General features: G+C 58.4%; 23 protein-coding genes and 1 tRNA gene. 11 read left to right on the top strand and 13 right to left on the bottom strand.

All coding sequences use genetic code 11. The features are described 5' to 3' along the window. Positions 1–161 precede the first annotated feature (161 nt). A complete protein-coding gene (locus tag ACPOL_RS06850; RefSeq protein WP_114206393.1) occupies positions 162–1178 on the bottom strand; it encodes a sensor histidine kinase in 1017 nt (338 codons plus the stop codon). 361 nt (positions 1179–1539) lie between these two features. Between ACPOL_RS06850 and rph the strand changes: the two genes are divergently transcribed. The 3 genes from rph to ACPOL_RS06835 all read left to right on the top strand — a co-directional run bounded on the left by rph (position 1540) and on the right by ACPOL_RS06835 (position 4212). After that, positions 1540–2277, top strand: coding sequence for a ribonuclease PH (gene rph / locus ACPOL_RS06845; protein ID WP_114210660.1), 738 nt, complete (start codon positions 1540–1542; stop codon positions 2275–2277). 285 nt (positions 2278–2562) lie between these two features. Continuing rightward, a complete protein-coding gene (locus ACPOL_RS06840) occupies positions 2563–3582 on the top strand; it encodes a tagatose 1,6-diphosphate aldolase (RefSeq protein WP_114206392.1) in 1020 nt (339 codons plus the stop codon). A gap of 159 nt (positions 3583–3741) precedes the next feature. Next, positions 3742–4212, top strand: a complete 471-nt coding sequence (locus ACPOL_RS06835) for a VOC family protein (RefSeq protein ID WP_114210658.1) — start codon at positions 3742–3744, stop codon at positions 4210–4212. A 68-nt stretch (positions 4213–4280) separates the two neighbouring features. Here ACPOL_RS06835 and ACPOL_RS06830 read toward each other — a convergent pair whose 3' ends face one another. Both ACPOL_RS06830 and ACPOL_RS06825 read right to left on the bottom strand, forming a co-directional pair. Next, positions 4281–5327 (bottom strand): dihydroorotate dehydrogenase, encoded by a 1047-nt coding sequence (locus ACPOL_RS06830; RefSeq protein WP_114206391.1) that lies wholly within the window; start codon positions 5325–5327, stop codon positions 4281–4283. Positions 5328–5335: 8 nt separating this feature from the next. Next, positions 5336–7351 (bottom strand): alkaline phosphatase family protein, encoded by a 2016-nt coding sequence (locus tag ACPOL_RS06825; protein WP_236657286.1) that lies wholly within the window; start codon positions 7349–7351, stop codon positions 5336–5338. Between the two features lie 83 nt (positions 7352–7434). On the opposite strand from ACPOL_RS06825, the gene serS reads away from it, so the two are divergent. From serS to ACPOL_RS06810, 3 genes are read left to right on the top strand one after another with little or no spacing between them, the layout of a single operon-like run. Continuing rightward, complete coding sequence (serS, locus tag ACPOL_RS06820) at positions 7435–8784, top strand: serine--tRNA ligase (protein WP_114206389.1); 1350 nt, start codon at positions 7435–7437, stop codon at positions 8782–8784. Further along, positions 8781–9137 carry a hypothetical protein gene (locus ACPOL_RS06815; protein WP_114206388.1) on the top strand — a complete coding sequence of 119 codons (357 nt, stop codon included), beginning with the start codon at positions 8781–8783 and terminating at the stop codon, positions 9135–9137. The genes serS and ACPOL_RS06815 overlap by 4 nt, the downstream gene beginning before the upstream one ends. Continuing rightward, entirely contained in the window at positions 9134–9829 is a 696-nt protein-coding gene (locus ACPOL_RS06810; protein WP_236657285.1) for a LolA family protein, read from the top strand. The genes ACPOL_RS06815 and ACPOL_RS06810 overlap by 4 nt, the downstream gene beginning before the upstream one ends. A gap of 74 nt (positions 9830–9903) precedes the next feature. On the opposite strand, the gene ACPOL_RS06805 is transcribed toward ACPOL_RS06810, so the two are convergent. Further along, positions 9904–11394 carry an aldehyde dehydrogenase family protein gene (locus ACPOL_RS06805; protein WP_114206387.1) on the bottom strand — a complete coding sequence of 497 codons (1491 nt, stop codon included), beginning with the start codon at positions 11392–11394 and terminating at the stop codon, positions 9904–9906. Positions 11395–11598: 204 nt separating this feature from the next. Between ACPOL_RS06805 and ACPOL_RS06800 the strand changes: the two genes are divergently transcribed. The 3 genes from ACPOL_RS06800 (at position 11599) to ACPOL_RS06790 (ending at position 14652) form a co-directional block, all read left to right on the top strand. Beyond that, positions 11599–12507 (top strand): NAD-dependent epimerase/dehydratase family protein, encoded by a 909-nt coding sequence (locus tag ACPOL_RS06800; RefSeq protein ID WP_114206386.1) that lies wholly within the window; start codon positions 11599–11601, stop codon positions 12505–12507. An 88-nt stretch (positions 12508–12595) separates the two neighbouring features. Then, positions 12596–13444, top strand: coding sequence for an acetyl-CoA carboxylase carboxyltransferase subunit alpha (locus tag ACPOL_RS06795; protein ID WP_114206385.1), 849 nt, complete (start codon positions 12596–12598; stop codon positions 13442–13444). Positions 13445–13560: 116 nt separating this feature from the next. Next, positions 13561–14652: a CPBP family intramembrane glutamic endopeptidase gene (locus ACPOL_RS06790; RefSeq protein ID WP_114206384.1), complete on the top strand. Its 1092-nt coding sequence runs from the start codon at positions 13561–13563 to the stop codon at positions 14650–14652. A 60-nt stretch (positions 14653–14712) separates the two neighbouring features. Here the strand turns inward: ACPOL_RS06790 and ACPOL_RS06785 are convergent, their stop codons facing one another. Both ACPOL_RS06785 and ACPOL_RS06780 read right to left on the bottom strand, forming a co-directional pair. Next, positions 14713–15720: an NAD(P)-dependent alcohol dehydrogenase gene (locus ACPOL_RS06785; RefSeq protein WP_114210655.1), complete on the bottom strand. Its 1008-nt coding sequence runs from the start codon at positions 15718–15720 to the stop codon at positions 14713–14715. Between the two features lie 78 nt (positions 15721–15798). Then, complete coding sequence (locus ACPOL_RS06780) at positions 15799–17634, bottom strand: SpoIVB peptidase S55 domain-containing protein (protein ID WP_114206383.1); 1836 nt, start codon at positions 17632–17634, stop codon at positions 15799–15801. A gap of 88 nt (positions 17635–17722) precedes the next feature. Between ACPOL_RS06780 and ACPOL_RS06775 the strand changes: the two genes are divergently transcribed. Further along, positions 17723–18946 carry a VWA domain-containing protein gene (locus ACPOL_RS06775; RefSeq protein WP_236657284.1) on the top strand — a complete coding sequence of 408 codons (1224 nt, stop codon included), beginning with the start codon at positions 17723–17725 and terminating at the stop codon, positions 18944–18946. 15 nt (positions 18947–18961) lie between these two features. On the opposite strand, the gene ACPOL_RS06770 is transcribed toward ACPOL_RS06775, so the two are convergent. Beyond that, complete coding sequence (locus ACPOL_RS06770) at positions 18962–19582, bottom strand: GNAT family N-acetyltransferase (protein ID WP_114206381.1); 621 nt, start codon at positions 19580–19582, stop codon at positions 18962–18964. A 55-nt stretch (positions 19583–19637) separates the two neighbouring features. Here ACPOL_RS06770 and ACPOL_RS06765 point away from each other — a divergent pair, with 55 nt between their 5' ends. Beyond that, entirely contained in the window at positions 19638–20423 is a 786-nt protein-coding gene (locus ACPOL_RS06765) for a hypothetical protein (protein ID WP_114206380.1), read from the top strand. Positions 20424–20571: 148 nt separating this feature from the next. Here the strand turns inward: ACPOL_RS06765 and rplK are convergent, their stop codons facing one another. The 6 genes from rplK to tuf form a co-directional block, all read right to left on the bottom strand. Then, positions 20572–21006 carry a 50S ribosomal protein L11 gene (gene rplK, locus ACPOL_RS06760; protein WP_114206379.1) on the bottom strand — a complete coding sequence of 145 codons (435 nt, stop codon included), beginning with the start codon at positions 21004–21006 and terminating at the stop codon, positions 20572–20574. Between the two features lie 102 nt (positions 21007–21108). Then, positions 21109–21711, bottom strand: coding sequence for a transcription termination/antitermination protein NusG (gene nusG, locus ACPOL_RS06755; RefSeq protein WP_114210653.1), 603 nt, complete (start codon positions 21709–21711; stop codon positions 21109–21111). A gap of 20 nt (positions 21712–21731) precedes the next feature. Beyond that, entirely contained in the window at positions 21732–22079 is a 348-nt protein-coding gene (gene secE, locus ACPOL_RS06750) for a preprotein translocase subunit SecE (RefSeq protein WP_236657283.1), read from the bottom strand. A gap of 64 nt (positions 22080–22143) precedes the next feature. After that, positions 22144–22219, bottom strand: a tRNA-Trp gene (locus tag ACPOL_RS06745). Between the two features lie 107 nt (positions 22220–22326). Further along, the gene (rpmG, locus tag ACPOL_RS06740; protein WP_050060842.1) at positions 22327–22476 is read right to left on the bottom strand and encodes a 50S ribosomal protein L33; all 150 of its coding nucleotides are present in this window, start codon (positions 22474–22476) and stop codon (positions 22327–22329) included. A 217-nt stretch (positions 22477–22693) separates the two neighbouring features. Then, positions 22694–23881 carry an elongation factor Tu gene (gene tuf, locus ACPOL_RS06735; RefSeq protein ID WP_114206378.1) on the bottom strand — a complete coding sequence of 396 codons (1188 nt, stop codon included), beginning with the start codon at positions 23879–23881 and terminating at the stop codon, positions 22694–22696. Between the last annotated feature and the right edge of the window lie 39 nt (positions 23882–23920).

Here is a 23920-nt window from a genome sequence, read left to right as displayed (position 1 = left end):
TTTCGGCCGGTCGGGCAAAAGTTGGCATAATTAAATTGTCAGAAACGGTTGTTAGGAGCATTCTACTCGCCTTTCATTTCCAATGCGGGGCGATAGCAAAAATAAATCTGTCGGTGGTTTTACCGCACGGCAAGATGCAAGGACTCGCTTGAACGAGACCGCTATTCCCGATCAGGCAGCGATTGAGGATCTTGAAGCAATCGCTGTTCTTCAGGCATTTCCAATGTTGTCCCGTGTGAACCTGGCTGGCGCAATACCTTGGTGCGGTAATGCTTCCGCGATTTGCCGCTCGCGGACAGGATAGGAAGTTCGATATCGAACCGCGTACCAACCCCGGGCGTAGATACCGCGCGGACCGCTCCGCCAGCAGCCTCTACCAATTCTCGAACGATGAAGAGCCCTAAGCCCCGGGTCGACCTGGTGCCGGCATGCGAAACAGCTTTCCGCGTCGAAAAGCCCTGCGCGAAGATGTTCGGCAGAACATCACCGTCAATGCCCGGACCGTTATCACGTACCGAGAGCACCACGGTTTCAGGCCGAACGTTGGGCTTGTTACGGCGCGGAAGAAAGCTCGCCCCGCCGCCGCGTTGAACGGTAATCCGGATGTACCGGCGCTTCCCGGAAGCACCAGCATAGTCTTCTGGAGCGGACATCTGGCTGGCCTCGATTGCGTTCGTGACTAAGTTGAAAAGAATACGGAGCAGGTCTTCCGCATTCAAACCAAGTTCTCCAGGACACGAATCGCACTCCACTTCCAGGCGAACCCCAGGGCCCGCCAGCGACCCCAGCAGCGCCTCCATTCCAAATACCTCAGAGGCGAGGTCAACAACAGCCGGCGCGGCATGCCGGGCGAGGAGCGACCTGGGACCTGAGGCCGGAGCGGCGAGCGCTTCGATGAGCCGCGCTCCCGTTGTTCCGACGACCCGGAGATCCTCGGCATAGTGACGGAAAGATGGAGCAAGAACTCCGGGGGCGGAGAGCAGATCGCAATACACCTCCAGAGCGGAAAGTAGATTCCGCGCATCATGGGCGAGCGCCGCGAGCTGCCGGGCAGGGGGTTGCAAATATTGGATGGCATCTGCATTCCTTGAGGAGGAGACGGTGCCGTGTTGGACCAGCGACATCGAAGGGGACGTCCCCCCATCTTTTTTTGCTTCCGAATGCTGAATGGCGCTCATGAATTCTCCCGTTCAGACCACGGACTCGCGACTTTGACCCGACTGCTTGACGGGCCGGAGCGAATCATTTCCGATTTGGAAGGTGCCGGTCTGGTACTCCTAGATACACGCGGAGTGCCAAAGCCGGAGCACGACCTCACTCCGCCCTAAGTGGATTGCTTTCAGCGTTTATGTTCTTGAGATCGCTTCCTGGACAACCGCCCGGCAAATCCCATTCCGTCCCGGAATGGGACACGTCGCGACCCAAGCCTTTCACCTTGAACGACTTGCCATCCAGTTTCCATCTTGGAACCATTTCCGCTCGGGTCATTTTGGGAATCGTGTTTTCACTAAGGCGATCGAGACTCACTACAATGGGCCGATGACGACTATCGATTTTTTTCGCGCCGGTGATCGAGCCGTGAGTGAGCTTCGCCCGGTGACCCTGGTTCGTGATTATGTGGCGGTTGCTGAAGGTTCGGTGCTGATCGCGGCCGGTCAAACCCGTGTGCTCTGCAACGCGACCATTGAACCAGGGGTTCCGGCCTGGTTGCGCAACTCTGGACGGGGGTGGGTCACCGCCGAGTATGGAATGCTGCCCCGGGCGACACTGACCCGCACCCCGCGGGAGTCGGAGCGCGGTAAGGTGACCGGGCGTACTCATGAGATTCAGCGACTCATCGGGCGTTCCCTGAGATCGGTCGTCGACATGACGATGTTGGGGGAACGGACCGTAGTCCTCGATTGTGATGTGCTTCAGGCCGACGGCGGAACCCGGACGGCTGCCATCACCGGCGCCTGCGCAGCCTTGGCATTGGCCCTCAACCGGCTGGTGGCAGCCGGCACGCTGAAGCAGTCTCCGCTTACCCAGCTGGTTGCCGCCACCAGCGTCGGTATCGTCGAGGGGCGGGTGCTGCTTGACCTCGCTTATGAGGAGGACTCGCAGGCCGAAGTCGATATGAACGTGGTGATGACCGAAGACGGCGGCCTGGTTGAGGTTCAAGCAACTGCCGAGCGAGGTTCATTTCCGCGGTCGAAAATGCTCGAGATGATGGATTATGCAGAAGCCGGCATCCAGACGCTGTTTTCCTCACAACGAGAACTACTCGCTCAGCCATGATTAACCATGTAGAACGAGGTGACTTGAAGATGCGAGTCGATCAACGTCGTCATGTATGCAGCAAGCGGGCGTGGATCAGGCTTCTTTTTGAGTGTCGGAAACTAAGCGGATTTGTTCGATCTCTACCTGCGGCGAAAATGCTCTAGAATCGTAGGCGCGGCAAGGATACCGGCCACCGGCGCGCGCAGGAAACTGGCTGGCGGCTGCTTTGCGTACCTTGGTTCGTCGCCAGACTTGGGCTACCATTTCGAGGTGGATCGATATCTAAGCAAGAGGAGAGATCATATGAGCACCATTCCATCTATCACGCCCGGCAAACTGGCCGGTCTCAGGGCACTCTCGGATGAACGCGGCGTGATCGCGGCCGCTGCCATGGACCAGCGTGGTTCGCTCAAGAAGTCGTTAGCTAAAGAAAAGGGCGTCTCCGACTTGCCCGATTCTGCGCTGGTCGAGTTCAAGGAGTTGGTCACCGAAGTGTTGACTAAACATGCCTCCGCGATCTTGCTGGATCCCGAGTTTGGCTTGCCCGCATCCCATCGCCGCAATGGCAAAGGCCTGCTTCTGGCTTATGAAAAGACCGGCTACGATGCGGCCACGCCGGGACGTCTTCCCGATTTGCTTGACCTCTGGTCGGTCCGCCGGCTGAAAGAAGCCGGGGCGGACGCGATCAAGATCCTGCTCTACTACACGCCATTTGAGAAAAGTGCAGTGAACGATCATAAGCATGCCTGGACGGAACGCATTGGCGATGAATGTATCGCTCACGATATTCCGTTCTTCCTCGAGCTGGTCGGCTATGACGCCCACGGCGGCGATGAGAAGAGCGTCGAATTTGCAAAGAAAAAACCGGACATCGTTTCAGGCTCGATGGCGGAATTTGGCAAGGCCAAATACAACGTCGACGTGTTGAAGGTGGAGGTGCCGGTTCAGATGGAATTCGTGCACGGCACCAAGGCATTCAAGGGCGAAGCCGCGTATACGCGCGCCGAGGCTCTCGAGCACTTCCGGGATGCCGCGCTGAATACGCACAAGCCGTTCATCTATCTCTCGGCGGGGGTCTCGAACCCGGTGTTCATCGAAACGCTGGAGCTGGCGGCTGAGAGCGGGACGACCTTCAATGGCGTACTCTGTGGACGTGCCACCTGGAAGGATGGTATTCCTATCTTCGCCAAACAGGGCCCGAAGGCCTTCGAGGACTGGTTGAACACCAAGGGCGTTGAGAACATTAACAACGTGAACGAAGCTCTGAAGTCTGCACATTCGTGGTTCGACAAAGTGGGAGTCGGCGCAGAAGTTCCCGCCTGAGGCGACTCAATCTTGCAAAGTGAAAGCGCCGCGGAGCCAATTAGCTCTGCGGCGCTTTCGCTGTTACATGCCGGGATCGGATGCCCGTCCGGGCACTGGAGAGGTAGAATGCAGCCGGAGCGTACCGCCGAACGCACACGATCTTCTAGGAGAATGAGCGTGGGCTTTGAGTTCATTGGAACCTGTCCGTTGCTGCAGGTCTTCGATATGCCGGCATCGATCGCTTTTTACTGCGGCGTGCTCGGCTTTGAAATAGTGAATCACTCGCCCAGTGGGCCCAGGCCAGGACTCGATTATGGTTGGGTGCTGCTGGAACGAAGCGGCGTTGAGTTGATGTTGAACACCGCCTATGAACAGGCAGAGCGTCCGCCCACAGCCGACCCGGCCCGGGTTGCGGCCCATGGCGACACCATGCTGTACTTCGGGTGCGAGGATCTCGATGCTGCTTACGCCCACTTGCGATCCAACGGCATCGCCGCTCGTGAGCCGAAAGTAGCGCCCTACGGAATGAGGCAGCTCCACTTGAGCGATCCCGATGGATACGGCCTCTGCTTTCAATGGCCGGCCTCTCAGCAGAACTACGATCAATGGGTCGAGAGGTATGGGCTGAAACCTATGTTAGTTGAATAACGACACACGCTCAGTCTCAAGCGGGCCGTGCTCTCATGCGCTTTCCCGTCCCACCTTGTGATTGGCAATCACCAAATCTTTGCCTTCGAAGCTCTCGGCGCAGAGGATTCGGCCACTGACGAGAGTTCCTGGGCGCTCGGTTCTTGTCCATCGTTCGGCGACGGACCGGTCCTCAAATTCGTTTGCTGTTTGGGGACGATCTCCAGCGCTCCTGTAAGTCCAGCGACCTTCTCGATGTTATGCCGGGTACACCATTGCTCAAGGCCTTTTACCAGACGCTCCACCGCCCGGGGATCGGCGTAGCTGGCGGTGCCTACCTGGACAGCAGTGGCTCCCGCCAGCAGGAACTCAACCGCATCCTCCGCGGTCACAATGCCACCTAGCCCAAGGACTGGAATCTTGACCGCCTTAGCAGCCTCGTAAACCATACGCAGGGCGATGGGCTTAATCGCGGGGCCAGAGAGGCCGCCAGTAATATTCGCGATCCGCGGCTGCCGGCTCTTGGCGTCGATCGCCATGCCCAGGAACGTATTCACCAGCGAGAGAGCGTCTGCGCCTGATTGTTCCGCCACCCGAGCCATCTCGGCGATGCTGGTGACGTTGGGCGAAAGTTTGACAACGATCGGACGGGCGATATCTCGCTGCTGCGCCGCCTGTCGCGCCGCGTCAACCAGTGCGGCGAGCTGCTTCGAGTCAGTCCCAAAGACCTGGCCGCCATGCTTGGTATTCGGGCAGGAGGCATTGATTTCGTAAGCGGCAATGCCATCAGCCTGGTTGAGGGCTTCGATGACTGCGACGTAGTCCTTGACTTCGTAGCCAAAGACATTGGCGATGATTGCACATCCAGGATATTTGCGCAGCGGAGGCAGCTTCTTCTCGACGAAAGCCTGCACTCCGATGTTCTGCAGACCGATGGAGTTCAACATGCCGGAGGCGGTCTCGATCAAGCGGGGCGCGGGATTGCCCGCCATAGGCTCGCGCGAGAGACCCTTGGTGACCAGCCCCCCGATCCGCTCAAGCGAGACAATGTCCTCGAATTCAATCCCGTAACCGAAGGTTCCGCTGGCGGCGAGGATGGGGTTCCGCAACTCGATTCCGGCAAATCGAACGCGCATGTCCGGTTTCACGGCTGCGGCACCGAGGGAGCAGCCTTGGGAGCAGCGGTGTTGAGAGTCCGGGAGCGCTCTCGTTTTGGTGAATGGCTGCGGACCGGAACCCGCTTCGGATAGCTGACAGCTGTGGCGGGCTTCAAAGCCTGGGTCAGAACGTGTCCTACCGATGCGGACGGCTGGTTGATGCCCAGAAGAGCGGCCCACGTCGCAGCCAGATCGACCGGCCCCACGCGCCCGTGATAAACACCAGGCGCGAATGGCGCGCCGTAAAAGCCAAGAGGCACGTGCCGGTCGTAGGACCACGGGCTGAAGTGGGTGGTGCCTCCGCTCGCTGAGCCTTCCATCTGGTAATCGGCAAAGATGGTCATCACATACCAGCCGCCATTCGGCGAATAGCTATGCGCCAAAATCTGGCCGAACTCGCTGGTAGGATAATTGCCGGCAGCCAGTTGCTGCCGCGAGTAGGCGCGAATCAACGCTGGCGTAGGGGGTAGACGCGTCTGCGAAGGCATATTCGGCTTTGATTGATTCGCCGCGGTCTTTGAGGCGTCGTTCGAAGTATCGGGCGCAGCATCCGGCACGGAGAGGGAATCGACCGCCGATGGCAGCGCATCCAGAACCGCCTGTTCGGCCTCCTGCTCGTTGATTCCGGCGCGATCGAAGTTGGGCTGATTCAGCGAAAGGAAGGGCAGCTCTTGGCGATCGAAGAGGTAATTCACCTTTTCCCCGGGAGAGAACTTCGCGTTCATCGCTTCATTCAGATTGCCAAGCAGCTTTTTCGAATTGATGGTGGCGGCGTTGACGCCGAGCTTAGCCGCCTCCGACGGAATCGGTGCGATGCCATGATCGGCGGTAAGCGCGATCCAGACATTCCCCAGGCCGCCTTCGACATTCTTGTCGAGCCAGGTGAAGAAGCCGTCAAGATCGGTGTCGAGTGAATCGACCATGGCGTGTTCGGCCGGCGAATCGGGACCGACGGCGTGGCCCAGAATGTCATTGGCGGAAAGACTGATCGTGATCAGATTTGTCACTGGTGAAGATGTTGACATCGGAGAAATTGTGGACGACGGGCTCGCTGTTTGCCCTGCGGCGCTGTCTCCGTCCGGTGGATTTCCGTAGAGTCTTTCGCCCTGGATGAGAGCGCGCGCGAAATCCAGTTCATACGCGTTGGCTGCGGGCGTGCGTCCGACGAAATTATAAAAGTTTGTCGAAGCGCCGGGTGCTCCCATATAGGCGGTCCCCGCTGGCGCCGAGTTCGCAAAAGCCTGGGCATCCTGAGTGGCCTGCGCGGCCCGGTTGCTGGCATTGAAGGCCGCAGCCCAATCGGGCAGCTGAGACTCATAGTAGGTCGAAGAGATAAAGGCGCCCGACTGCGCGTCAATCCAGTAAGCGGCATTGGCCGCCGAGCCCGCGGGAAGAATCGACGCTCGATCTTTGAGCGAGATGCCGAAGACCTTGGCTTGTCCCGCCGTAGCGAGACGCAGTTCGTCGCCAACCGTAGAAGCCCGCAGATTGCGCGGCGAGGAGCCGGGCGCGGGTTTGCTGCCCTGGGGCACGCCAACCAGTGCATAGCGCTCGTCCTCGACGGAGGTAATCGGGCGCTCTTTATTGCGGGTTAGGTCCCACCAGTCGTTGTTCGCAATGCCGTGGCCATCGGAGTAAGCTCCAGTCCCAATCGTCGAGTGGCCTGGAGCCGTCTTGGTGTTCGCGTAATCGTAGTAGCAGTCCGGGAAATAGGCTCCCTTGTCCAGGAAGAGCCGGAAACCGTGACCTTTGAAATCGGCCCGGTAGCGTTCGAGGTAGTCTTCGCGGAACTGGTCGATGACGATGATGATTGCCAGCTTTGGATGGCCGTTATAGGCGCTCGGCGGCGTTGCGGCGACCGGCTCGCTTTTGGCATTCGCTCGAGCCCTTCCAGAACGAGGCGACTCCTGCGCGGACAAAGCCGGCGGTACGGCCAGGAGGCCAATCAGAATAGGGATGAGAAGATAACGGAACAAGACTCTAACCGGCATGAAGCGTCGCAAGATAACTCCCTCCTCATGTTAACTCGCCTTACCGCGGTGCATCTTCGGGGCGAGAGCTGCGTGCTCTAGTAAACTAAGTGCTTATGCACGATCTGGGATTTGTACGGGCCAATCTCGAATTGGTCGAGAAAAAACTGCTGGCTCGGGGCGCTGACCCGTCCGCGCTGCTGGGTAACTTCGCCGAGCTGGATACCCGCCGGCGGAAGGCAATTACCCAGGTAGAGACCCTCAAGGCAGAGCGCAACAAGCTGAGCGAAGAGGTCGGCCGGCGCAAGCGGGCTGGTGAGGATGCCACGGCGCTCGTGGATCAAATGCCGTTGCTCAAAGACCAGATCGATCGCCAGGAAGATGAATCGTCGGCTGCCGAGATAGAGCTGCGGACCATTCTCCAAAGCATTCCCAATCTTCCCGCCGGCGATGTCCCCCCAGGCAAGTCGGAGGAAGACAATGTCGAGATCCGCCAGTGGGGAGCCAAGCCGGAGTTCGATTTCCATCCCAAACCGCACTGGGAACTCGGCGAATCTTTGGGCGTCCTCGATTTCGAACGCGGCGCCAAGCTGTCTGGCGCCCGCTTTACCGTCTATTGGGACCAGGGCGCTCGCCTCGAGCGGGCACTCGCGAATTTCATGCTCGACGTACACACCGGCGAACATGGCTATACCGAGGTGCTGCCGCCGTTCATGGTGAACAGCAAGTCGCTCTTCGGCACAGGACAATTGCCGAAGTTTGCCGAAGATCTCTTCCGCTGCCAGAGCGCCGGCGAGGTGGAGTATGTACCCGGTGAGTATCGCGACAACGATCACTGGATGATCCCGACGTCAGAAGTTCCAGTCACGAATCTTTATCGCGACGAGGTGCTCGAGGATGCCGACCTTCCGCGCTTGCTGACTGCCTACACGCCTTGCTTCCGCTCCGAGGCCGGCTCTTACGGACGGGACGTTCGAGGGATCATTCGCCAGCATCAATTTCAAAAGGTGGAGCTGGTGAAGTTCACTCGGCCGGAAGACAGTTACGCTGAGCACGAAAAGCTGACCGCCAACGCCGAGTCAATTCTGCAGAAGCTGGGTCTGCCCTATCGAACGATGCTGCTGTGCGCGGGCGACATGGGATTTTCGGCGGCCAAGACTTACGACATAGAAGTGTGGCTTCCCGGCCAGGGCCTTTATCGTGAGATCTCTTCCTGTTCAAACTTCGAGGCATTTCAAGCGCGCCGTGCCAATATCCGCTATCGGCCGAAAGGAAAGAACAAGCCTGAATTTGTCCACACGCTCAATGGCAGCGGTCTGGCGGTCGGACGAACCTGGGTGGCCATTGTCGAGAACTATCAGCAGGCGGACGGCACCGTACGAATTCCCGACGTCTTAGTGCCATATATGCGCGGAGCAACCGTCATTTACCCCATCGCAAGGTCGAAAGAAAAGCAGGCAGAATGAAAGATCTATTCGGCAAGTATCTTTGGTGGACGCAGGAGCGGGGAAGCTTCCACTACGATGTCATGGTGACCTTGATTTTGCTGTTCATCTTTCTAACCCCTCATCTATGGAGTTACCGTGACCGGCCGACTCCGCGCGGCACCAGTCCGGCGGAGGTGTTGGTCAAGACCGAGTCGCCCGACCACTTCCTCTACCAGATCAACGCAACCCAGCTCGACAAATCCGAAGACCTGGAAACAGCGCTCCTCCACAACGTGGAAGCTATCTCAGGAGATGTCGTGCTGGATAGGTACGAGGCGGCTAAAGATTCAAGCGGCAAGATAGTTGCTTACCGGGTTTGGGCGCATCGATGAACAAAAAAGCTGGAAGTAATCTGAAGTACCGTTTGTTTTGTTTGTTTCTGCTCGCTGCTTGCGCGTCGAGCCCGGGATGGGCGGCCGATCTGGACAAGGTCCTGGCGCAGATGGACACCGCCTCGGCTAAATTCCAAAACGCAGAGGCCGATTTTTCCACCGATAACTACACCAAGGTGGTCGACGATCACGAGCAGCAGTCGGGAACCACCTACTTCGATCGCAGCGGCGGACAAACCCAGATGGCCGCTTTGATCGTGCAGCCGGCCAAGAAGACGGTCGTCTACAAGGACGGCATGCTCTATTACTACGACCCTGCGCTCGACCAACTCAACGTCTTCAGCGTAGGCAAGAACAAGGCCCAGGCGGACAGCTTCCTGACCCTCGGCTTCGGCGGCAGCGGCAAGGATTTGAAGGCCTCATGGCAGATCGACGACCTCGGCTCCGAGACCGTCGATGGTGTCGCGACCGAAAAGCTGGATCTGAAGAGTCCGCAAGCAAAAGACAGCGCGAAGATCGACCATGTCACGATCTGGGTCGACCCCACCAGGGCCGTCTCGTTGAAGCAGGAATTCTTCTACATCTCCGGCGATACGCGAACAACGACCTTCACCCACATCAAATACAACGATAAAAAATTGCCAAAGAACGTCTTTGACGTCCCGAAGGCGAAGAGCGTCGTGCAGAAGTAGGGTCAGAACGTTCGTTCCCGCCAATATGCGGGACGGCGTTTGGCATGGGCGATAGCAAGGACTTGGATCTGTCGTCACTCCCCCGTATCAATTTGCGCCCGCTGCAGCTTATCGGAGTAATCCACATACACCGACTTCCAGGTGGTATAGAAATCCAGCGCGCCTGTCCCGCCTTCTCGATGGCCGTTGCCAGTCTGCTTCACTCCTCCAAAAGGTAAGTGCACCTCGGCGCCGATCGTCGGCGCATTGATGTAAGTAATGCCCGCCTCTAAGTCGCGAATCGCCTGGAAGGCGCGGTTCACATCCTTCGAGTAGAGCGAGGTCGACAATCCATACTGAATACCATTCGCGATCGATAGCGCGTCTTCAAGGCCTTCGCATTCAAGCAGGCTCACCACCGGGCCGAAGACTTCTTCCTGGGCGATCCGCATGTTGGGAGTGACTTCGCTGAAGATAGTCGGCGCGAAGAACCAGCCTTTGCCATGAGCGCCTTCGCGGAGGCGCTTGCCTCCAGTGAGCAGCTTGGCGCCTTCTTTCGTGGCAATGCCAACGTAACGCTCGGAGGTTTCAATCTGCTGCTGATTGATCTGCGGGCCGACTTGAGTCTGCTCATCGAGTCCATCCCCGACCTTGAGCGCCTCGGCGCGGGCGACGAGCTTCTCAGCGAATTCAGCAGCGATCTTCTTATGCAGAATGATCCGGCTGGTCGCCGTGCAGCGCTGTCCGGTAGTTCCAAAGGCCCCCCACAGGGCGCCTTCGAGGGCCAGGTCGAGGTTCGCGTCCTCGAGGACGATCATGGCATTCTTCCCGCCCATTTCGAGCGAGCAAGGCTTGAAGAGTCCAGCGGCGGTCTGGCCAACGATGCGGCCAACTTCGCTCGAACCAGTAAAGGAAATTGCGCGCACGCCGGGATGCTCCACCAGCGGCGCGCCGGCCTCGGGACCGAACCCAGTCACGATGTTCACCACTCCCGGCGGTAACCCGGCATCCATGAGTGTTTGGACGAGGTTATAAGTCGACAGCGGGGTATCTTCCGCGGGCTTGATTACGCAGGCGTTGCCGCAAACCAGGGCGGGGAAGAGCTTCCAGGAAGGGATCGCCATGGGGAAGTTCCACGGCGCGATCATGCCCACGACGCCGACCGGCATTCTCAACGACATGGCGAACTTGTTGGGCAGCTCCGAAGGCGTGGTCTGGCCGTAGAGGCGCCGTCCCTCCCCGGCCATGTAGTAGGCGGTATCGACCGCTTCCTGCACGTCGCCGCGCGTCTCGGCGAGCACCTTGCCCATTTCACGAGTCATGTCCCGGGCATATTGCTCTTTGCGTTCAAGCAGGATCTCTCCAGTCCGGTAAAGGACCTCGGCGCGCTTGGGCGCAGGGGTAAGGCGCCAGGTCTTCCAGGCTTCACTGGCCGCGGCGACCGCGTCCGCTACATCGCTGGCATCGGAGGACTGAAAGGTCCCAACAATATCATCGTGGTTCGCGGGGTTGATGTTCTGAAAGGTCTTGCCGCTGCGCGCAGCGACCCACTGGCCGCCAATCAGATTCTTATAAGTCGTCGTCATGCAGACAGCTTACTAGGTTGGTCGCAAAGCAGTCTTCCAAGGTGAGCTGACGCTCGGATGATAGAGGCTCAAGATGATGAATCCCACTCCAATTGCGGGTAGAGGCCGAAAATTATCTCAGTGAAATTTGATGGAGCCATACCGCTTGCGTCTTCATCCTAAAGGGGCTTGTTGCGAATACTCGTCCCGAGAGGAGCATCTTCCATGAGAATCTTTGTCGCCGGCGCAACCGGTGCAATCGGTCGTCCATTGATAGCAGAATTGATCCGTCAGGGCCACACGGTCACCGGCATGACGCGGTCCGCCGCCGGCGCGCAGAGCCTCACCCATCTAGGAGCAGCCGTGGTTGAGGTGAGCGCGTTCGACCAAGCAGCGGTTGAGCAAGCGCTGCGCGCTTCGGAGGCCGAGATCGTCATCGACGAGCTGACTTCCCTCCCCAAGGATCCAGCACAGATGGCGACATCGGCAGCTGGCGACCGAAAACTGCGCATTGAGGGCGGTGGCAATCTTTACCGGGCAGCCGAAAAGATCGGGGTTCGCCGCTATCTTCAACAGGCGAGCGGCTTCTTCTTGAAGGCGAGCAACGGCCTGGCGGACGAAACCGATGGGCTTGCCACCGATGCGAGCCCCGGTGTCGCAGCCAGCGCAAGAGCGTACGCTGAGCTCGAGGCGCGAGTGTTGAACTCCAAAGCGATGGAAGGGGTCGCTCTGCGCTACGGCTTCTTTTATGGTCCGAACACCTGGTACAACCCCGATGGCGCGGTGGCAGACCAAGTTCGACGTCAGGGGGCCCCAGTGATTGGCGACGGCCAAGGAGTCTGGTCCTGGATCCATATCGACGACGCTGCCCAGGCTACGGTGGCGGCGATCACCGCGCCCCCCGGGATCTACAACATCGTCGACGACGACCCATCGCCCGTCAGCCGCTGGCTGCCGGAATTTGCCCAATGGGTCGGCGCTCCGCCCCCGCCTCATTTAGCAGAAGAGGAAGCTCTCCGGATTGCTGGCGAAGACGCCGTCTACTACGCCAACAGGCTCAGCGGCGCTTCGAACGCGAAGGCAAAGAAGACCTTTAACTTCAAGCCTCGTCGTCTCGAGTGGCTGCTTGCCTAGCACCGAGTTTGTCTCCTGCCCCGGGTGTCCATACAATCGAAACATCGACTAAGCCAAAATCTTGGCGGTCGAGCGGATTAGAAGCATTATGGCAGAGCAGGCAGGCAATTTAGAGCAGCGGCGAACAGCGGTATCGACTCCCGCGGCATGGGTCAAAACGGAGTTAGCACGGCATCCCCAACGGCCCTTTCCGATGGATTTTGTAGGACGCATTTTTACCGATTTCAGCGAAATCCACGGCGATCGGGCTTTCGGGGACGATCCGGTCATCTCTTGCGGCATGGCGCGATTCCATGGCGAAGAAGTCATGATCATCGGAAACCTGAAGGGGCGCACCACCAAAGAGAAGGTGCAGCGTAATTTCGGCATGCCCAATCCCGAAGGCTATCGCAAGGCATTGCGCGCGATGAAGATCGCCGAGAAATTTCATCGGCCGGTATTTACGTTCATCGACATTCCCGGAGCCTGGCATGGCATGGGCGCGGAAGAGCGTGGCCAGGCCGAGGCCATCGCCAGGAACCTGCTGGAGATGTCCAGGCTGCGTGTTCCCACGATCGCCACCATAACCGGCGAAGGTGGTTCCGGCGGTGCGCTGGCGATCGCGGTGGCTGACCGGGTGCTGATGCTCGAGAACGCAATTTACTCCGTGATCTCCCCCGAAGGCTGCGCGTCCATCATGTGGCGGGACGCCGGAAAGCGCGCTGACGCGGCCAAGGCGCTGAAAATCACCTCCTCCGAAATCCGGGCATTGGGCTGCATCGATGACATCGTTCCGGAACCCGGAGAGGGGGCGCAGGCAAATCTTGACGCGGCAGCAACCATGCTGGACGCAGCGTTGGTTCATCACTTTGAAGAAGTAAAATCCGTGCCGATCGAGCAGCTTCTCGCCGCGCGGCAGGCAAAATTCCGGAATATCGGACAATTCTATACATCCTGACGAATCCAACCATCCAGACACGCCTTCTTACTACGAATGACCACCCTATCGCGACTCTCGGCTGCACAGACTAGAAGCAACAATGCTCTCAATGGAACCCGCCTAGGGGTCTGCTCTTGAGTACGGCCGATGTCTCGGGGAAGGTCGCTCCTGGCCGGGTTCGAGCCCTCCTCTACTTCTTGGTCGCGGCAGGATTTTTCCTGCTTGCGGAGCGCATCGCCGGCAGTGCCGCCAACGGATTGTCTTCCGGCGATTGGAAGGAGTTGATTTACCGCTTCATTCTCCTGTTTGTCCTGCTGCTTGGCTTCTGGGCCATGGGCTATATCTTCCAGCGTCAGCGTACCCCGCTCCGGTCGATGGGATTGATTCGCCGGCCTACTGCCCTTCAGGAGTTTGGAATAGGGGCAGCATTTGGATGGGGAGCAATGGTCGCCTGCGTCTTGCCAATTGCATTGCTGGGCGGCATGACCATTACCTTCTGGACCGGGCCGAGGCAGTTCGGGCTGCTCTTCTTGGACCTGGCGACCCTGCTCGTCGCGGCGCTGGCCGAGGAGGTCGCTTTTCGAGGGTATCCATTTCAGCGGCTGATTGAGGCCATGGGCCCGGTGATGGCTACGATGGTAGTCTCGGTCATCTTCGCCGCGGTCCACCTCTCCAATCCGGATGCGACCTTTGCCAGCACCCTCACTACAGCGCTAGCTGGATGGCTGCTGAGTCTGGCCTATCTTCGCACCCGCGCCCTCTGGCTGCCCTGGGGCCTGCATTTTGCCTGGAACGCCAGCATGGGCATCTTGTTTGGGCTTCCGGTTTCAGGTCTCCGCATTTTCTCTCCGGTGATTTCTACAAACGCGCACGGTCCGTTTTGGCTGACCGGCGATGGATACGGACCCGAGGGCAGCTTGATCACGGTCATCGTCCTGCTCATATCGGTCGGTGCGCTGATGGCCGTCACCAAAAGCTACGCCTATCAATACGCTCAGCCGGTCATTGTGCCTGGCGGCATTCCGGTTGACATCGATGCAGCGATGAAGCGGCAGCATGAAGAGGCAATGGCGACTCCCGCCGAAGTGGCGACTCCCAGGCTGGTGCAGATTCTGCCGGCATCCTCGCCGACCCACCCAGCAGTCGTCGAACCCGGCAGCGAATCGATTCTGGAAGGAAGATCTTATCCAGAAGAAGAACCCCAGCGGGGCGCGGTCGGAGAATGAGCGGGATCGACCTGCAAATTCGTCATGCGCAGGTCGCCGGTAACGGAGAAATCGGATGAGCTAGCTCGCCAAAACAGCGCGATAACGGATCTGATTCTTGCGTAGCTTGCTCAAGGCGAGGTTAACTTTATCGAAGGTAAAGCGCTCGGTCTGGGCTTTGATCCCATGCCTGGCTGCCACATCCAGCATCTCTCGAATTTGCCAGGGACTTCCGCCAGAGCTCCCCGCGATCTTGCGTTGACAACTCGTTAACGGAGCTACAGGCAGAGTCAGCGGACTTGGCGGTGCTCCTACGAAGACCAGAGTGCCGGTCGGTCGCAAAGCATGCAGGTACGCAGTCCAGTCCTGGTCGGCGTTGATCGTCGAGAGGATAAGGTCGAAATGTCCCACAAGGCTTTTGAGTCCCTTGGAATCGCGGGTATTGACGAACTGATGCGCTCCCAGGCTGAGCGCCTCCTGTTCCTTATTCGCGGAGGTTGAAAAGCCGGTGACATATGCGCCGAAAGCCCGCGCAAATTGCAGGGCAATGTGGCCCAATCCGCCGATTCCGATGATGCCAACCCGGGAAGTGGGATTGACCTGATACTCGCGCAATGGATTGTACACAGTGATCCCGGCGCACAGCAGCGGCGCCACGTGTTCGCTTTCCAATGCAGCGGGGATCGGAAAAACAAAACGGCTGTTCACGCTCACACTATCGGCGAATCCCCCGTGGCGATGAACGCAGGTACCCTGGCTCTTCGCACAGAGGTTTTCAAGTCCTTTACGGCACCACTCGCAATGTCCACAGGAGTTTGCCTGCCAGCCGATGCCGACTCGATCGCCCACCTCGAATTCGTAAGCTTCAGTGCCCACCTTCGAGACAGTGCCCACGATTTCGTGGCCTGGGATGAACGGGTACTGGCTGATGCCCCAGTCATTGTCGATCAAATGCAAGTCGCTGTGGCAGACGCCGCAGTGCGTGACTTTTACTTCGATGTCAGTAGGCTTCAGCTCCCCAGCTTCATACTTATAAGGGAGCAGTTCTGCGCCAGCCGCGTGCGTAGCGTATCCGTGTATCAAAGCCATCCGGTGAGTGCCTTCGTGGTGTTGTTCCATCATAACGTCCGAGGCTTTGACCCGTGCGGAAAACTCCCACTCACTTGGCTACTCGATCTGTAATGAGATCACCTGCTGACCGGTCAACATGCCATCGACCCCGACAGATGCCACGGGAATGGCGGATTCGCCACTCAAGGACATCTCCTGATTCCCGCGAAGCGGCTCAAAGACATTCGCCATGGAAATAGGGAGGGCGGCGAGAGTCCGTCCATCGAGCACTGCCTGCGGTGAGGGCTCGAGCAGGGTCACGTATAACCGGTCATTCGGATGAAGGCTATTGATCTGCGCGATGCTGTCGGCGATATTCAAGGGGGGAGCACCCGGGCGCGCCGCAAGCGTGATGCGATCGAGGGTTCCAGCATCGCTCACCACCACTCGGAGCGGACCGGCAGGGAGCGTCGCCGGCAATTTTACCGGGACGCGCAGATTCTTGGTCTCCCCGTGATAGGGTCGCAGCGTAGCCTCGATGGTGATCGTATCTCCGGCATGGACCAGGTTCGCTGAACTGCGAACGCTCTCGATCTGGAGCGATTGCCGGCCGGAGATGGCCTCGATATCGATGCTCACGGAACGCACATTGGTGAGCCGGGCTGCATTCCCATAAAGTTGCGAGAAATGCTCGCCTACAGAAAGTGCCGTGGCCAGCGACGCCGGAAGCTGATCGCTTGGGGCGAGCAGGGAATCGAGGTGTACAGGCGGGAAGCCGTCAACGTCGATCGTGCCTTTCATGCGGTAACTCGTCTCAGCAGCATAGTTGTTGCTGGCCAGTAGCGACTGGTAAATGGAGACCATGACGGCTACCGGAGTGATCTGCGGGTTGTCGATGACCTCGAAGTGGAGCTTTCGGGTATGTCCCTCGTTCCCTGCGCTCGCGTTCAATCCGCTCACCACGACGCTGACAGGAACCATCCTCGCGGTCGTTCCGAGAAGTCCACCGATTGCCGACTGCCGATCCTGGGTGAAGGAGCCGATGGTGTCCGTCGTGTTGATGATTTTGAAGGCATTGAGCGGCGAGGGAAGCGTGGCCAGCACCTCCGCCTTGGTCATCGGCATCGCGACTGGGCCGAATTGGGTAATCGGGTGTCCGCAGGCGAGAACCTGCTTAGTGTCCACATAAGTCACGGTGCAAGTGGCGGAGATGTCGAGATCGCCGCGAACCAGCACCGCGCTCACAGCGGATCCTGGAACCAGGGGATTGCTCTCCGGTTGATTGGTGTTCGAAGTGCCACTCGCCTCGCCGCTACTTCCTCCCAGACCCGCGACTGCCGTCATCCCTGAGGAGGTAAGGTGATCCTGCCAGAGTTTGATCGCCTCCGGGCTAAATCCGCTAAACACCAGAGGAGTCTCGATCGGCTCCATTGTGGCTGCATCGGCCGTCGGAGTTGCCGCCTGCGGCGCTGTTTGCCGGCTGAAAGTCTCTGCTGTCGCTGGAACCGCCGGTTGGTCACGCACCTGGAACATCTGCTGGATAGGCGTGATCCCGGCAATCGGTTCTTTGCTGAATTGACCGATCCGGTAGGAGAGCGCTCCTAGCAGCTTGCCGTCGATGTAAACCGGGCTGCCGCTCATGCCGGCGACCACCCCCGTATATTCCGGCTTGGCCCCGCCCAGGCGCGAAAGGATGAGGTCCTGCCCCGGTCCGAGCGCATTGCGCAGAACTCCAAGAATCTCCACGTCCATGGCTTCCGGTTTCGTTCCCTCAAAAACCGTGTAAGCTATCCCGTGCAATCCGCGATGGACTTGATCAAGCGGAAAGACACCCGCTGCCAGGGACGGCGGCGGAGTGGCAGGCAACTGATTCGCGGGCGCCGTGTTTTGGGCGCACATCGAGAAGGCACTGCTGAAAGCGATGCTGACGGCAAAGAAGATTTCAACGGACAACGTTGCTTTCTGTCGAGTTTGCACGTCTACAGAGTAGCCGGTAGTGTGCTGGCCGCAAAGTGGGTGCGCTTAAGCAATAATGGGTGCTATGAATTTGTACCGAGGCAAGGCCTCTTACTCCTGGAATGCCCAACGCCGCGCCGGTCGCCGGATGCTGCTTCTAACGCTGACGATTTTCTTATGCTGGACAGCCTCTGGAAACGCTCAGCAAGGCTCTTCGACGCAGCCTTCCGCGCCTCAGCAGCAGCAGACGCCGCCTGCCCAGCAGCCCGACCAAAGCACACCCGATGCCGGCGGTCCCGGAGGGGACAATGGTGTCATCGCCTTGCCCAAGAAGAAGGAGAAGGAGCCCGAACCGCCTCCACCGCCCGAGCCGAAGGTGAAGAACCCACCTGAGCTCAATAACTTCTCGCTGCGAGTGGACGTCCCCGTGGTCACCGTGGATGTAGGCGTCATCCTGGAGAAGACACACCAGTTCGTGCCCAATTTGAAAGAGCCGAATTTTCGTGTCTTCGAGGACGGCGTGGCGCAAACCCTCACTGGGTTTCAGCGGATCCAGGCCCCCATCACGGCGGTACTGCTTTGCGAGTTCGCCGCGAAAAGCTATGCATTTATCTACGACATGAGGAATGCGGCCTATAGCTTTGCCCAGCAACTGAAACCAGATGATTATGTCGCGGTCATGACTTTCGACATGCGGACGCAAATTCTCACCGATTTTACCCAGGACAAGCGCGTCATTGCCCAGTCCCTGAACTCCCTGATCATCCCCGGTTTCAGTGAGACCAACGTCTTTGACGCCCTCTATGAGACCCTCGACCGGGTCAGCCGGATTGAAGGCCGCAAGTACATCATTCTGATCGCTTCGGGACGTGATACCTTTAGCAAAATCACTCTGGATAAGATGTTGGCCAAGATTAAGGCAACGCCTAATGTGACCATCTTTGCGGTCGGCACCGGCCAGGCGGCGCGCATCATGTCGAACATGAGCGGTCCCCGCGAGATGGACTACCTTCAGGCCGACAACCAGATGACTACCTTCGCGCGAATGACTGGAGGCATGGCGTTCTTTCCCCGTTTCGCCGGAGAAATGCCCGATATCTTTCACACTATTAACGACACGATTCGCAGCCAGTACGAGTTGAGCTACAAGCCGACCAATGCCAAACAGGACGGCACGTATCGGAAGCTCAGGGTCGAGCTCGTCGATGATGAAGGGCAGCCGCTCAAGATGCAGGACGAGAAGCACAAGCCGCTGAAGTACGACATCATCGCTCGTGATGGCTATAAGGCGAAGCAGCAGGTGGAATAGCCCAGCCCCAGTTCATTACCTATGACGAGCGAGGCGCGCTTCAAGGCTGGCTTTCACCACGGGCCATTCTTCGCGGATGATGCTATACCACACACTATGGCGAACGCTGCCATCGGGCATGATCATATGATTGCGAAAGGTGCCTTCTGGCTTGGCGCCCAAAGCGGCGATCGCCCGCTGGGACCTCATGTTCTCGTGATGCGTTTTGAAGGCGACTCGTGCCGCGTTCATGCCCTGAAACGCATGGCCCAACTGCAGGTACTTGGCTTCCACATTCACGCCGGTACGGTGATAGTTGGGGTGCAGCCAGGTGAAGCCTAGCTCCATGGTCCGGTGCTGTTGAGATATGTCGTAGAGGCGGGTAGCGCCAGCGACCTTGCCATCGGATTTCGAACGAGTGACCCACACCACGGCACTCCCCGCCCGCGCATCCGCTAACGCCTTGGCGACAAACAACTCCAACTCCTCATCATTCGTGACCCAGACACTCATCCAACGCCAGATCGTTGGTTCAAACGCGACCTCCGCCAACTCGGGAAGATGATCCAGAGTCAGCGGTTCGAGCCGGACCCGCTCACCTTCGAGCAATACCGGAGTCGTATCTATAGCGGGTTTGGCGGGTAACCCGAGGCTCATCTCTCGATTCTAGTAGAGAACCGAAGTGGTGAGTTCTTACTGGAGAATGCAAGCGATGAGTCGCCGCTCTGGGGAGTATCATCTTATTACCATGAAGCAGGTAGTGGCGTTGTCGCTCGGATTGGCGTTGGCCGGAACGGCCTGGGCCCAGCACGGAGCAATGTCCGGACACGCCAGCGGCCCCGCAATGCACTCCGGGGGATTCTCATCAGGGCGCACCTTCTCACCGCCTTCCCAAAGCCTGTCGAACGGAGCACGCTCATTCACGCCTCGCCCAGGATTGAGTGATTCGCAGCAAAGATTTTCAACGGGTGGCGCCACGGGCCCTGCGCCATTCGGAGCTACACAGCCGCCCAACAGCTATCGTGGCTCTCATTGGAACGGCGGCTACCGGCCTTATTATTCACGAGGGGTCTATCTGGTTCCCGGCTGGCTGAATTCAGGCTTCTACGGCTATGGCTATTCGGGAGACTATAGCGGGGATCAAGAAGCAGTAGCGGCTCCGGATCCTGGAGGGATGCAAGCTCCCGGGAACGAGCAGATGCCACCAGGCCCAGGCTACGATCAACAGGGTTATGCGCCGATGCCGCCGCGACCGGAATATCAGCCGCAACCATCCTCATCCTCTGAGCCTCCGGCTCAGCCTGAGGTCACCCTCTTGTTCAAGGACGGCAGACCGCCCCAGCAAGTGCAGAATTATGCTTTGACTCAGACCACCCTCTATGTGTTCGATGGCGCCAAACGCCGCGAAATACCGCTCGAGCAGCTTGACCTGGAAGGGACCGAAAAGACCAATCGCGATGCGGGTATTGATTTTCAGGTTCCAACGGAAGGTCAGTAATTACCTCTCTCTAAGCAGCTGAGTCGCAGACGAAAAAATGGCCATGCAGAAGTCCGCATGGCCATTTTTATTTGAGAGCTGCCTCTTCCGCGCATGCCGCTCAGAGAAGAACTCGAGGAGCAGACCCTGCAGCTACTCTACGTCTACTCTAGGCAACAACGTCGATGCCCATCGAACGCGCCGTGCCGCGAATGCTCTTCATCGCTGCTTCCACCGAGGCGGCATTGAGATCAGGCATCTTCTGCGTAGCAATCTCACGGATCTGGGCCTCAGTGACGCTTCCGACTTTCGTCTTGTTCGGCACTCCGGAACCCTTGGCAAGGTTCGCGGCCTTCTTCAGCAGCACCGGCGCCGGAGGCGTCTTGGTGATGAAGGTAAAGCTGCGATCGACGTACACCGTGATGACTACAGGGATGGTGAGACCCGCCATCTCCTTGGTCTGGGTGCGAGCATTGAACTGCTTGCAGAATTCCATGATGTTGACCTGGGCCTGACCGAGCGCCGGGCCAACCGGGGGAGCAGGCGTAGCCTTACCAGCCTCGATCTGCAGCTTGACAAGTGTTTGTATCTTCTTCGGTGCCATCTCTAATACCTTTCTACTGAATGTCGGTCATCCCGAGCGAGCGTCGCGAGTCGAAGGATCCACGCTTTCTCATCTGCACGCCTTCGCAGCTCAATGCTCTTCTTAAACGACCTTTTCAACCTTGTTGAATTCCAGTTCCACCGGGGTCGAACGACCGAAGATCGTCACCATGACCTTGACGGTTTCGCGGTCTTCATTAACCTCATCCACCACGCCGTTGAAGTTGGCAAACGGCCCATCGGTGATCCGTACCGATTCGTTCTTCTCGAACTTGATCTTGAGCCGCGGCTTCTCTTTCGAAGTCTCCGAGCGAAAGAGAATGGAACTGACCTCTTCCTCGCTCAGCGCCACGGGTTTGTCGCCGGTCCCAAGAAAACCAGTCACGCGCGGCGTGTTCTTGATGACATGCCAGAGATCGTTATCGAGATCCATCTCGACCAGCACGTAGCCCGGAAGAAATACCCGCTCAATGGTGCGCTTCTTGCCATTGACAATCTCGGAGACGGGTTCAGTCGGGATCATGATGCGACCGATCCGGTTCTGCAGCCCGAATGCCTGGATACGCCCCTCGAGCGACTCGCGCACCTTACGCTCAAAACCGGAGTAGGCGTGGATGATATACCACTTAAAATTTTCGTTGGCTGGGGGTCCGAGTTTCTCGGGGCTCTCGCCTTCGGCTGCTGCGCCTATAACTTCTTCCGCCATCGATTCCTCTTTCAATGCCATCACTGCGAGGCACCCATCCAATGCAAGACCGCTTGAATGCCGCGACCGAGGATTGAGTCCACCAGATAGAAGTATCCAGCGAAGGCAAAGACCGTCACCAGCACCACAATCGTTGTTGACTGGACCTCCGCCCGGGAAGGAGTGACGACCTTGCGCATCTCTCCGCGGACATCCTGGAGAAAGTCCCGCATCTTCTGGATGTTTCCGGCGACTTGGCCGGGAACGGGCGATGCCGTATTGGTCAACTTGCCTTGCGGCTTGCTCGAAAGATCGTCGTTCGCCGGTGCTAACGCCTTCGCCATAAATTCCTTGTCGAGAGCCTGGTGGTCTGCTTCCGCAAACCACATCTCTCCAGATCACTTGCTTTGTCGCCGGATTCAGCTCTACAGCTGCGCCGGATGGTTCCTCAACTGGCAGGGGCGCTCGGATTCGAACCGAGAAGTTCGGTTTTGGAGACCGACAGTTTAACCGTTGAGCTTACGCCCCTGTTTCAACAAGTCAGCCACTCAGCGGCACGTCGCGCGCCAGGCAAGCTCACTCTCTCATTCTCTGTCCGCTTGCACCCAAAGGGTGCGCCGACTCGATGACCTGCCTTTACTTCGTTTCTTTGTGATCGGTGTGCTTACGGCAACGATTACAAAACTTCGAGAACTCAAGCCGGCCGGTGGTGGTCTTCTTGTTCTTCGTTGTCGAGTAATTACGTTCCTTGCACACAGGGCACTGAAGCGTCACTATTTCTCGCATTCTCTTATCCTAACCGATGCCGGAACTCGTGTCCCGACGATCTTCCTTTAAGCGAAGCTCGCTTCGCGATCTTCTCAGTGAGTCAGCGCCCTACTTCGTTCACTCAGCAAGTCAGCAGCCAAGATTGATTGATCCTGAACCCATAATCCTGCCGACCCGCCTGCCGGCAAAGCCGGCGCTGACCGCTTCTTAGCTTGCCACACGCAGTGTGGCGCTGTTACTTGATAATTTCCGAGATCGTCCCGGCGCCGACCGTGCGGCCGCCTTCGCGAATTGCGAAGCGCAGGCCCTTCTCCATCGCCACCGGCGTATGCAGCGTAATCTCAAGCTGCACATTGTCCCCCGGCATCACCATCTCCGTGCCTTCCGGCAGCTTCGCCGTTCCGGTCACGTCGGTGGTGCGGAAGTAAAACTGCGGACGATAGCCGTTAAAGAACGGAGTATGCCGGCCGCCCTCTTCCTTCGACAAGACATAAATCTCGCCCTTGAACTGGGTGTGCGGCTTGATCGATCCGGGCTTCGCCAGCACCATGCCGCGCTCGACATCTTCCTTGGCAATGCCGCGCAACAGCAGTCCGGCATTGTCGCCCGCCAGACCCTCATCGAGCTGCTTCTTGAACATCTCAACGCCGGTCACAACCGTCTTGCGGGTGTCGCGGAAGCCGACAATCTCAGCCTCTTCGCCCACCTTCACCTTGCCGCGCTCGATACGCCCGGTCACCACCGTGCCGCGTCCCGAGATCGAGAAGATGTCTTCGATCGGCATCAGGAACGGCTGGTCGATCGCCCGCGCGGGTAGCGGCACGTACTTGTCGACCGCGTCCATCAGCTCATCGATCTTCGCTTCCCACTCCGGCTCGCCGTTCAAGCCGCCCAGAGCCGAACCGCGAATCACCGGCACATCGTCGCCCGGAAAATCGTACTTCGACAAGAGCTCGCGAACTTCCATCTCGACCAGGTCAATCAATTCAGGATCATCGACCGCATCGCACTTGTTCAAGAACACCACCAGCGAAGGAACGCCAACCTGGCGTGCCAACAGCACGTGCTCCTTGGTCTGCGGCATCGGACCATCGGTCGCCGCAACCACCAGAATCCCGCCATCCATCTGCGCCGCGCCGGTGATCATGTTCTTGATGTAATCAGCGTGGCCCGGGCAATCGACGTGCGCATAATGCCGGTTGGGCGTCTCATACTCCACGTGCGCCGTGGCAATCGTGATACCGCGCTCCCGCTCTTCCGGAGCATTGTCAATCGTGTCGAACGAACGAAACTTGATGTTCGGGTTGTGCTTCGACAACACCTTCGTGATCGCCGCCGTCAACGTCGTCTTGCCATGATCAATGTGCCCGATCGTCCCAACATTCACATGCGGCTTCGAACGGTCAAACTTCTCCTTCGCCATCTCGTCCCCTTTATTCCTCTACTGACACTTAAGCTGCTG

It is taken from the genome of Acidisarcina polymorpha (assembly GCF_003330725.1).
GTDB classification, from domain to species: domain Bacteria; phylum Acidobacteriota; class Terriglobia; order Terriglobales; family Acidobacteriaceae; genus Acidisarcina; species Acidisarcina polymorpha.
The sequence above is the reverse complement of the archived record's forward strand: the minus strand, read 5'-3'. Positions and strand labels throughout refer to the sequence as shown.

Bases quoted from the DNA above. Each gene is read 5' to 3' on its own strand.
- ACPOL_RS06850 (WP_114206393.1), bottom strand. From the start codon at position 1,178: ATGAGCGCCATTCAGCATTCGGAAGCAAAAAAAGATGGGGGGACGTCC.
- rph (WP_114210660.1), top strand. From the start codon at position 1,540: ATGACGACTATCGATTTTTTTCGCGCCGGTGATCGAGCCGTGAGTGAG.
- ACPOL_RS06840 (WP_114206392.1), top strand. From the start codon at position 2,563: ATGAGCACCATTCCATCTATCACGCCCGGCAAACTGGCCGGTCTCAGG.
- ACPOL_RS06830 (WP_114206391.1), bottom strand. From the start codon at position 5,327: ATGCGCGTTCGATTTGCCGGAATCGAGTTGCGGAACCCCATCCTCGCC.
- serS (WP_114206389.1), top strand. From the start codon at position 7,435: ATGCACGATCTGGGATTTGTACGGGCCAATCTCGAATTGGTCGAGAAA.
- ACPOL_RS06815 (WP_114206388.1), top strand. From the start codon at position 8,781: ATGAAAGATCTATTCGGCAAGTATCTTTGGTGGACGCAGGAGCGGGGA.
- ACPOL_RS06810 (WP_236657285.1), top strand. From the start codon at position 9,134: ATGAACAAAAAAGCTGGAAGTAATCTGAAGTACCGTTTGTTTTGTTTG.
- ACPOL_RS06805 (WP_114206387.1), bottom strand. From the start codon at position 11,394: ATGACGACGACTTATAAGAATCTGATTGGCGGCCAGTGGGTCGCTGCG.
- ACPOL_RS06800 (WP_114206386.1), top strand. From the start codon at position 11,599: ATGAGAATCTTTGTCGCCGGCGCAACCGGTGCAATCGGTCGTCCATTG.
- ACPOL_RS06795 (WP_114206385.1), top strand. From the start codon at position 12,596: ATGGCAGAGCAGGCAGGCAATTTAGAGCAGCGGCGAACAGCGGTATCG.
- ACPOL_RS06785 (WP_114210655.1), bottom strand. From the start codon at position 15,720: ATGGCTTTGATACACGGATACGCTACGCACGCGGCTGGCGCAGAACTG.
- ACPOL_RS06775 (WP_236657284.1), top strand. From the start codon at position 17,723: ATGAATTTGTACCGAGGCAAGGCCTCTTACTCCTGGAATGCCCAACGC.
- ACPOL_RS06770 (WP_114206381.1), bottom strand. From the start codon at position 19,582: ATGAGCCTCGGGTTACCCGCCAAACCCGCTATAGATACGACTCCGGTA.
- ACPOL_RS06765 (WP_114206380.1), top strand. From the start codon at position 19,638: ATGAGTCGCCGCTCTGGGGAGTATCATCTTATTACCATGAAGCAGGTA.
- rplK (WP_114206379.1), bottom strand. From the start codon at position 21,006: ATGGCACCGAAGAAGATACAAACACTTGTCAAGCTGCAGATCGAGGCT.
- nusG (WP_114210653.1), bottom strand. From the start codon at position 21,711: ATGGCGGAAGAAGTTATAGGCGCAGCAGCCGAAGGCGAGAGCCCCGAG.
- secE (WP_236657283.1), bottom strand. From the start codon at position 22,079: ATGTGGTTTGCGGAAGCAGACCACCAGGCTCTCGACAAGGAATTTATG.
- rpmG (WP_050060842.1), bottom strand. From the start codon at position 22,476: ATGCGAGAAATAGTGACGCTTCAGTGCCCTGTGTGCAAGGAACGTAAT.
- tuf (WP_114206378.1), bottom strand. From the start codon at position 23,881: ATGGCGAAGGAGAAGTTTGACCGTTCGAAGCCGCATGTGAATGTTGGG.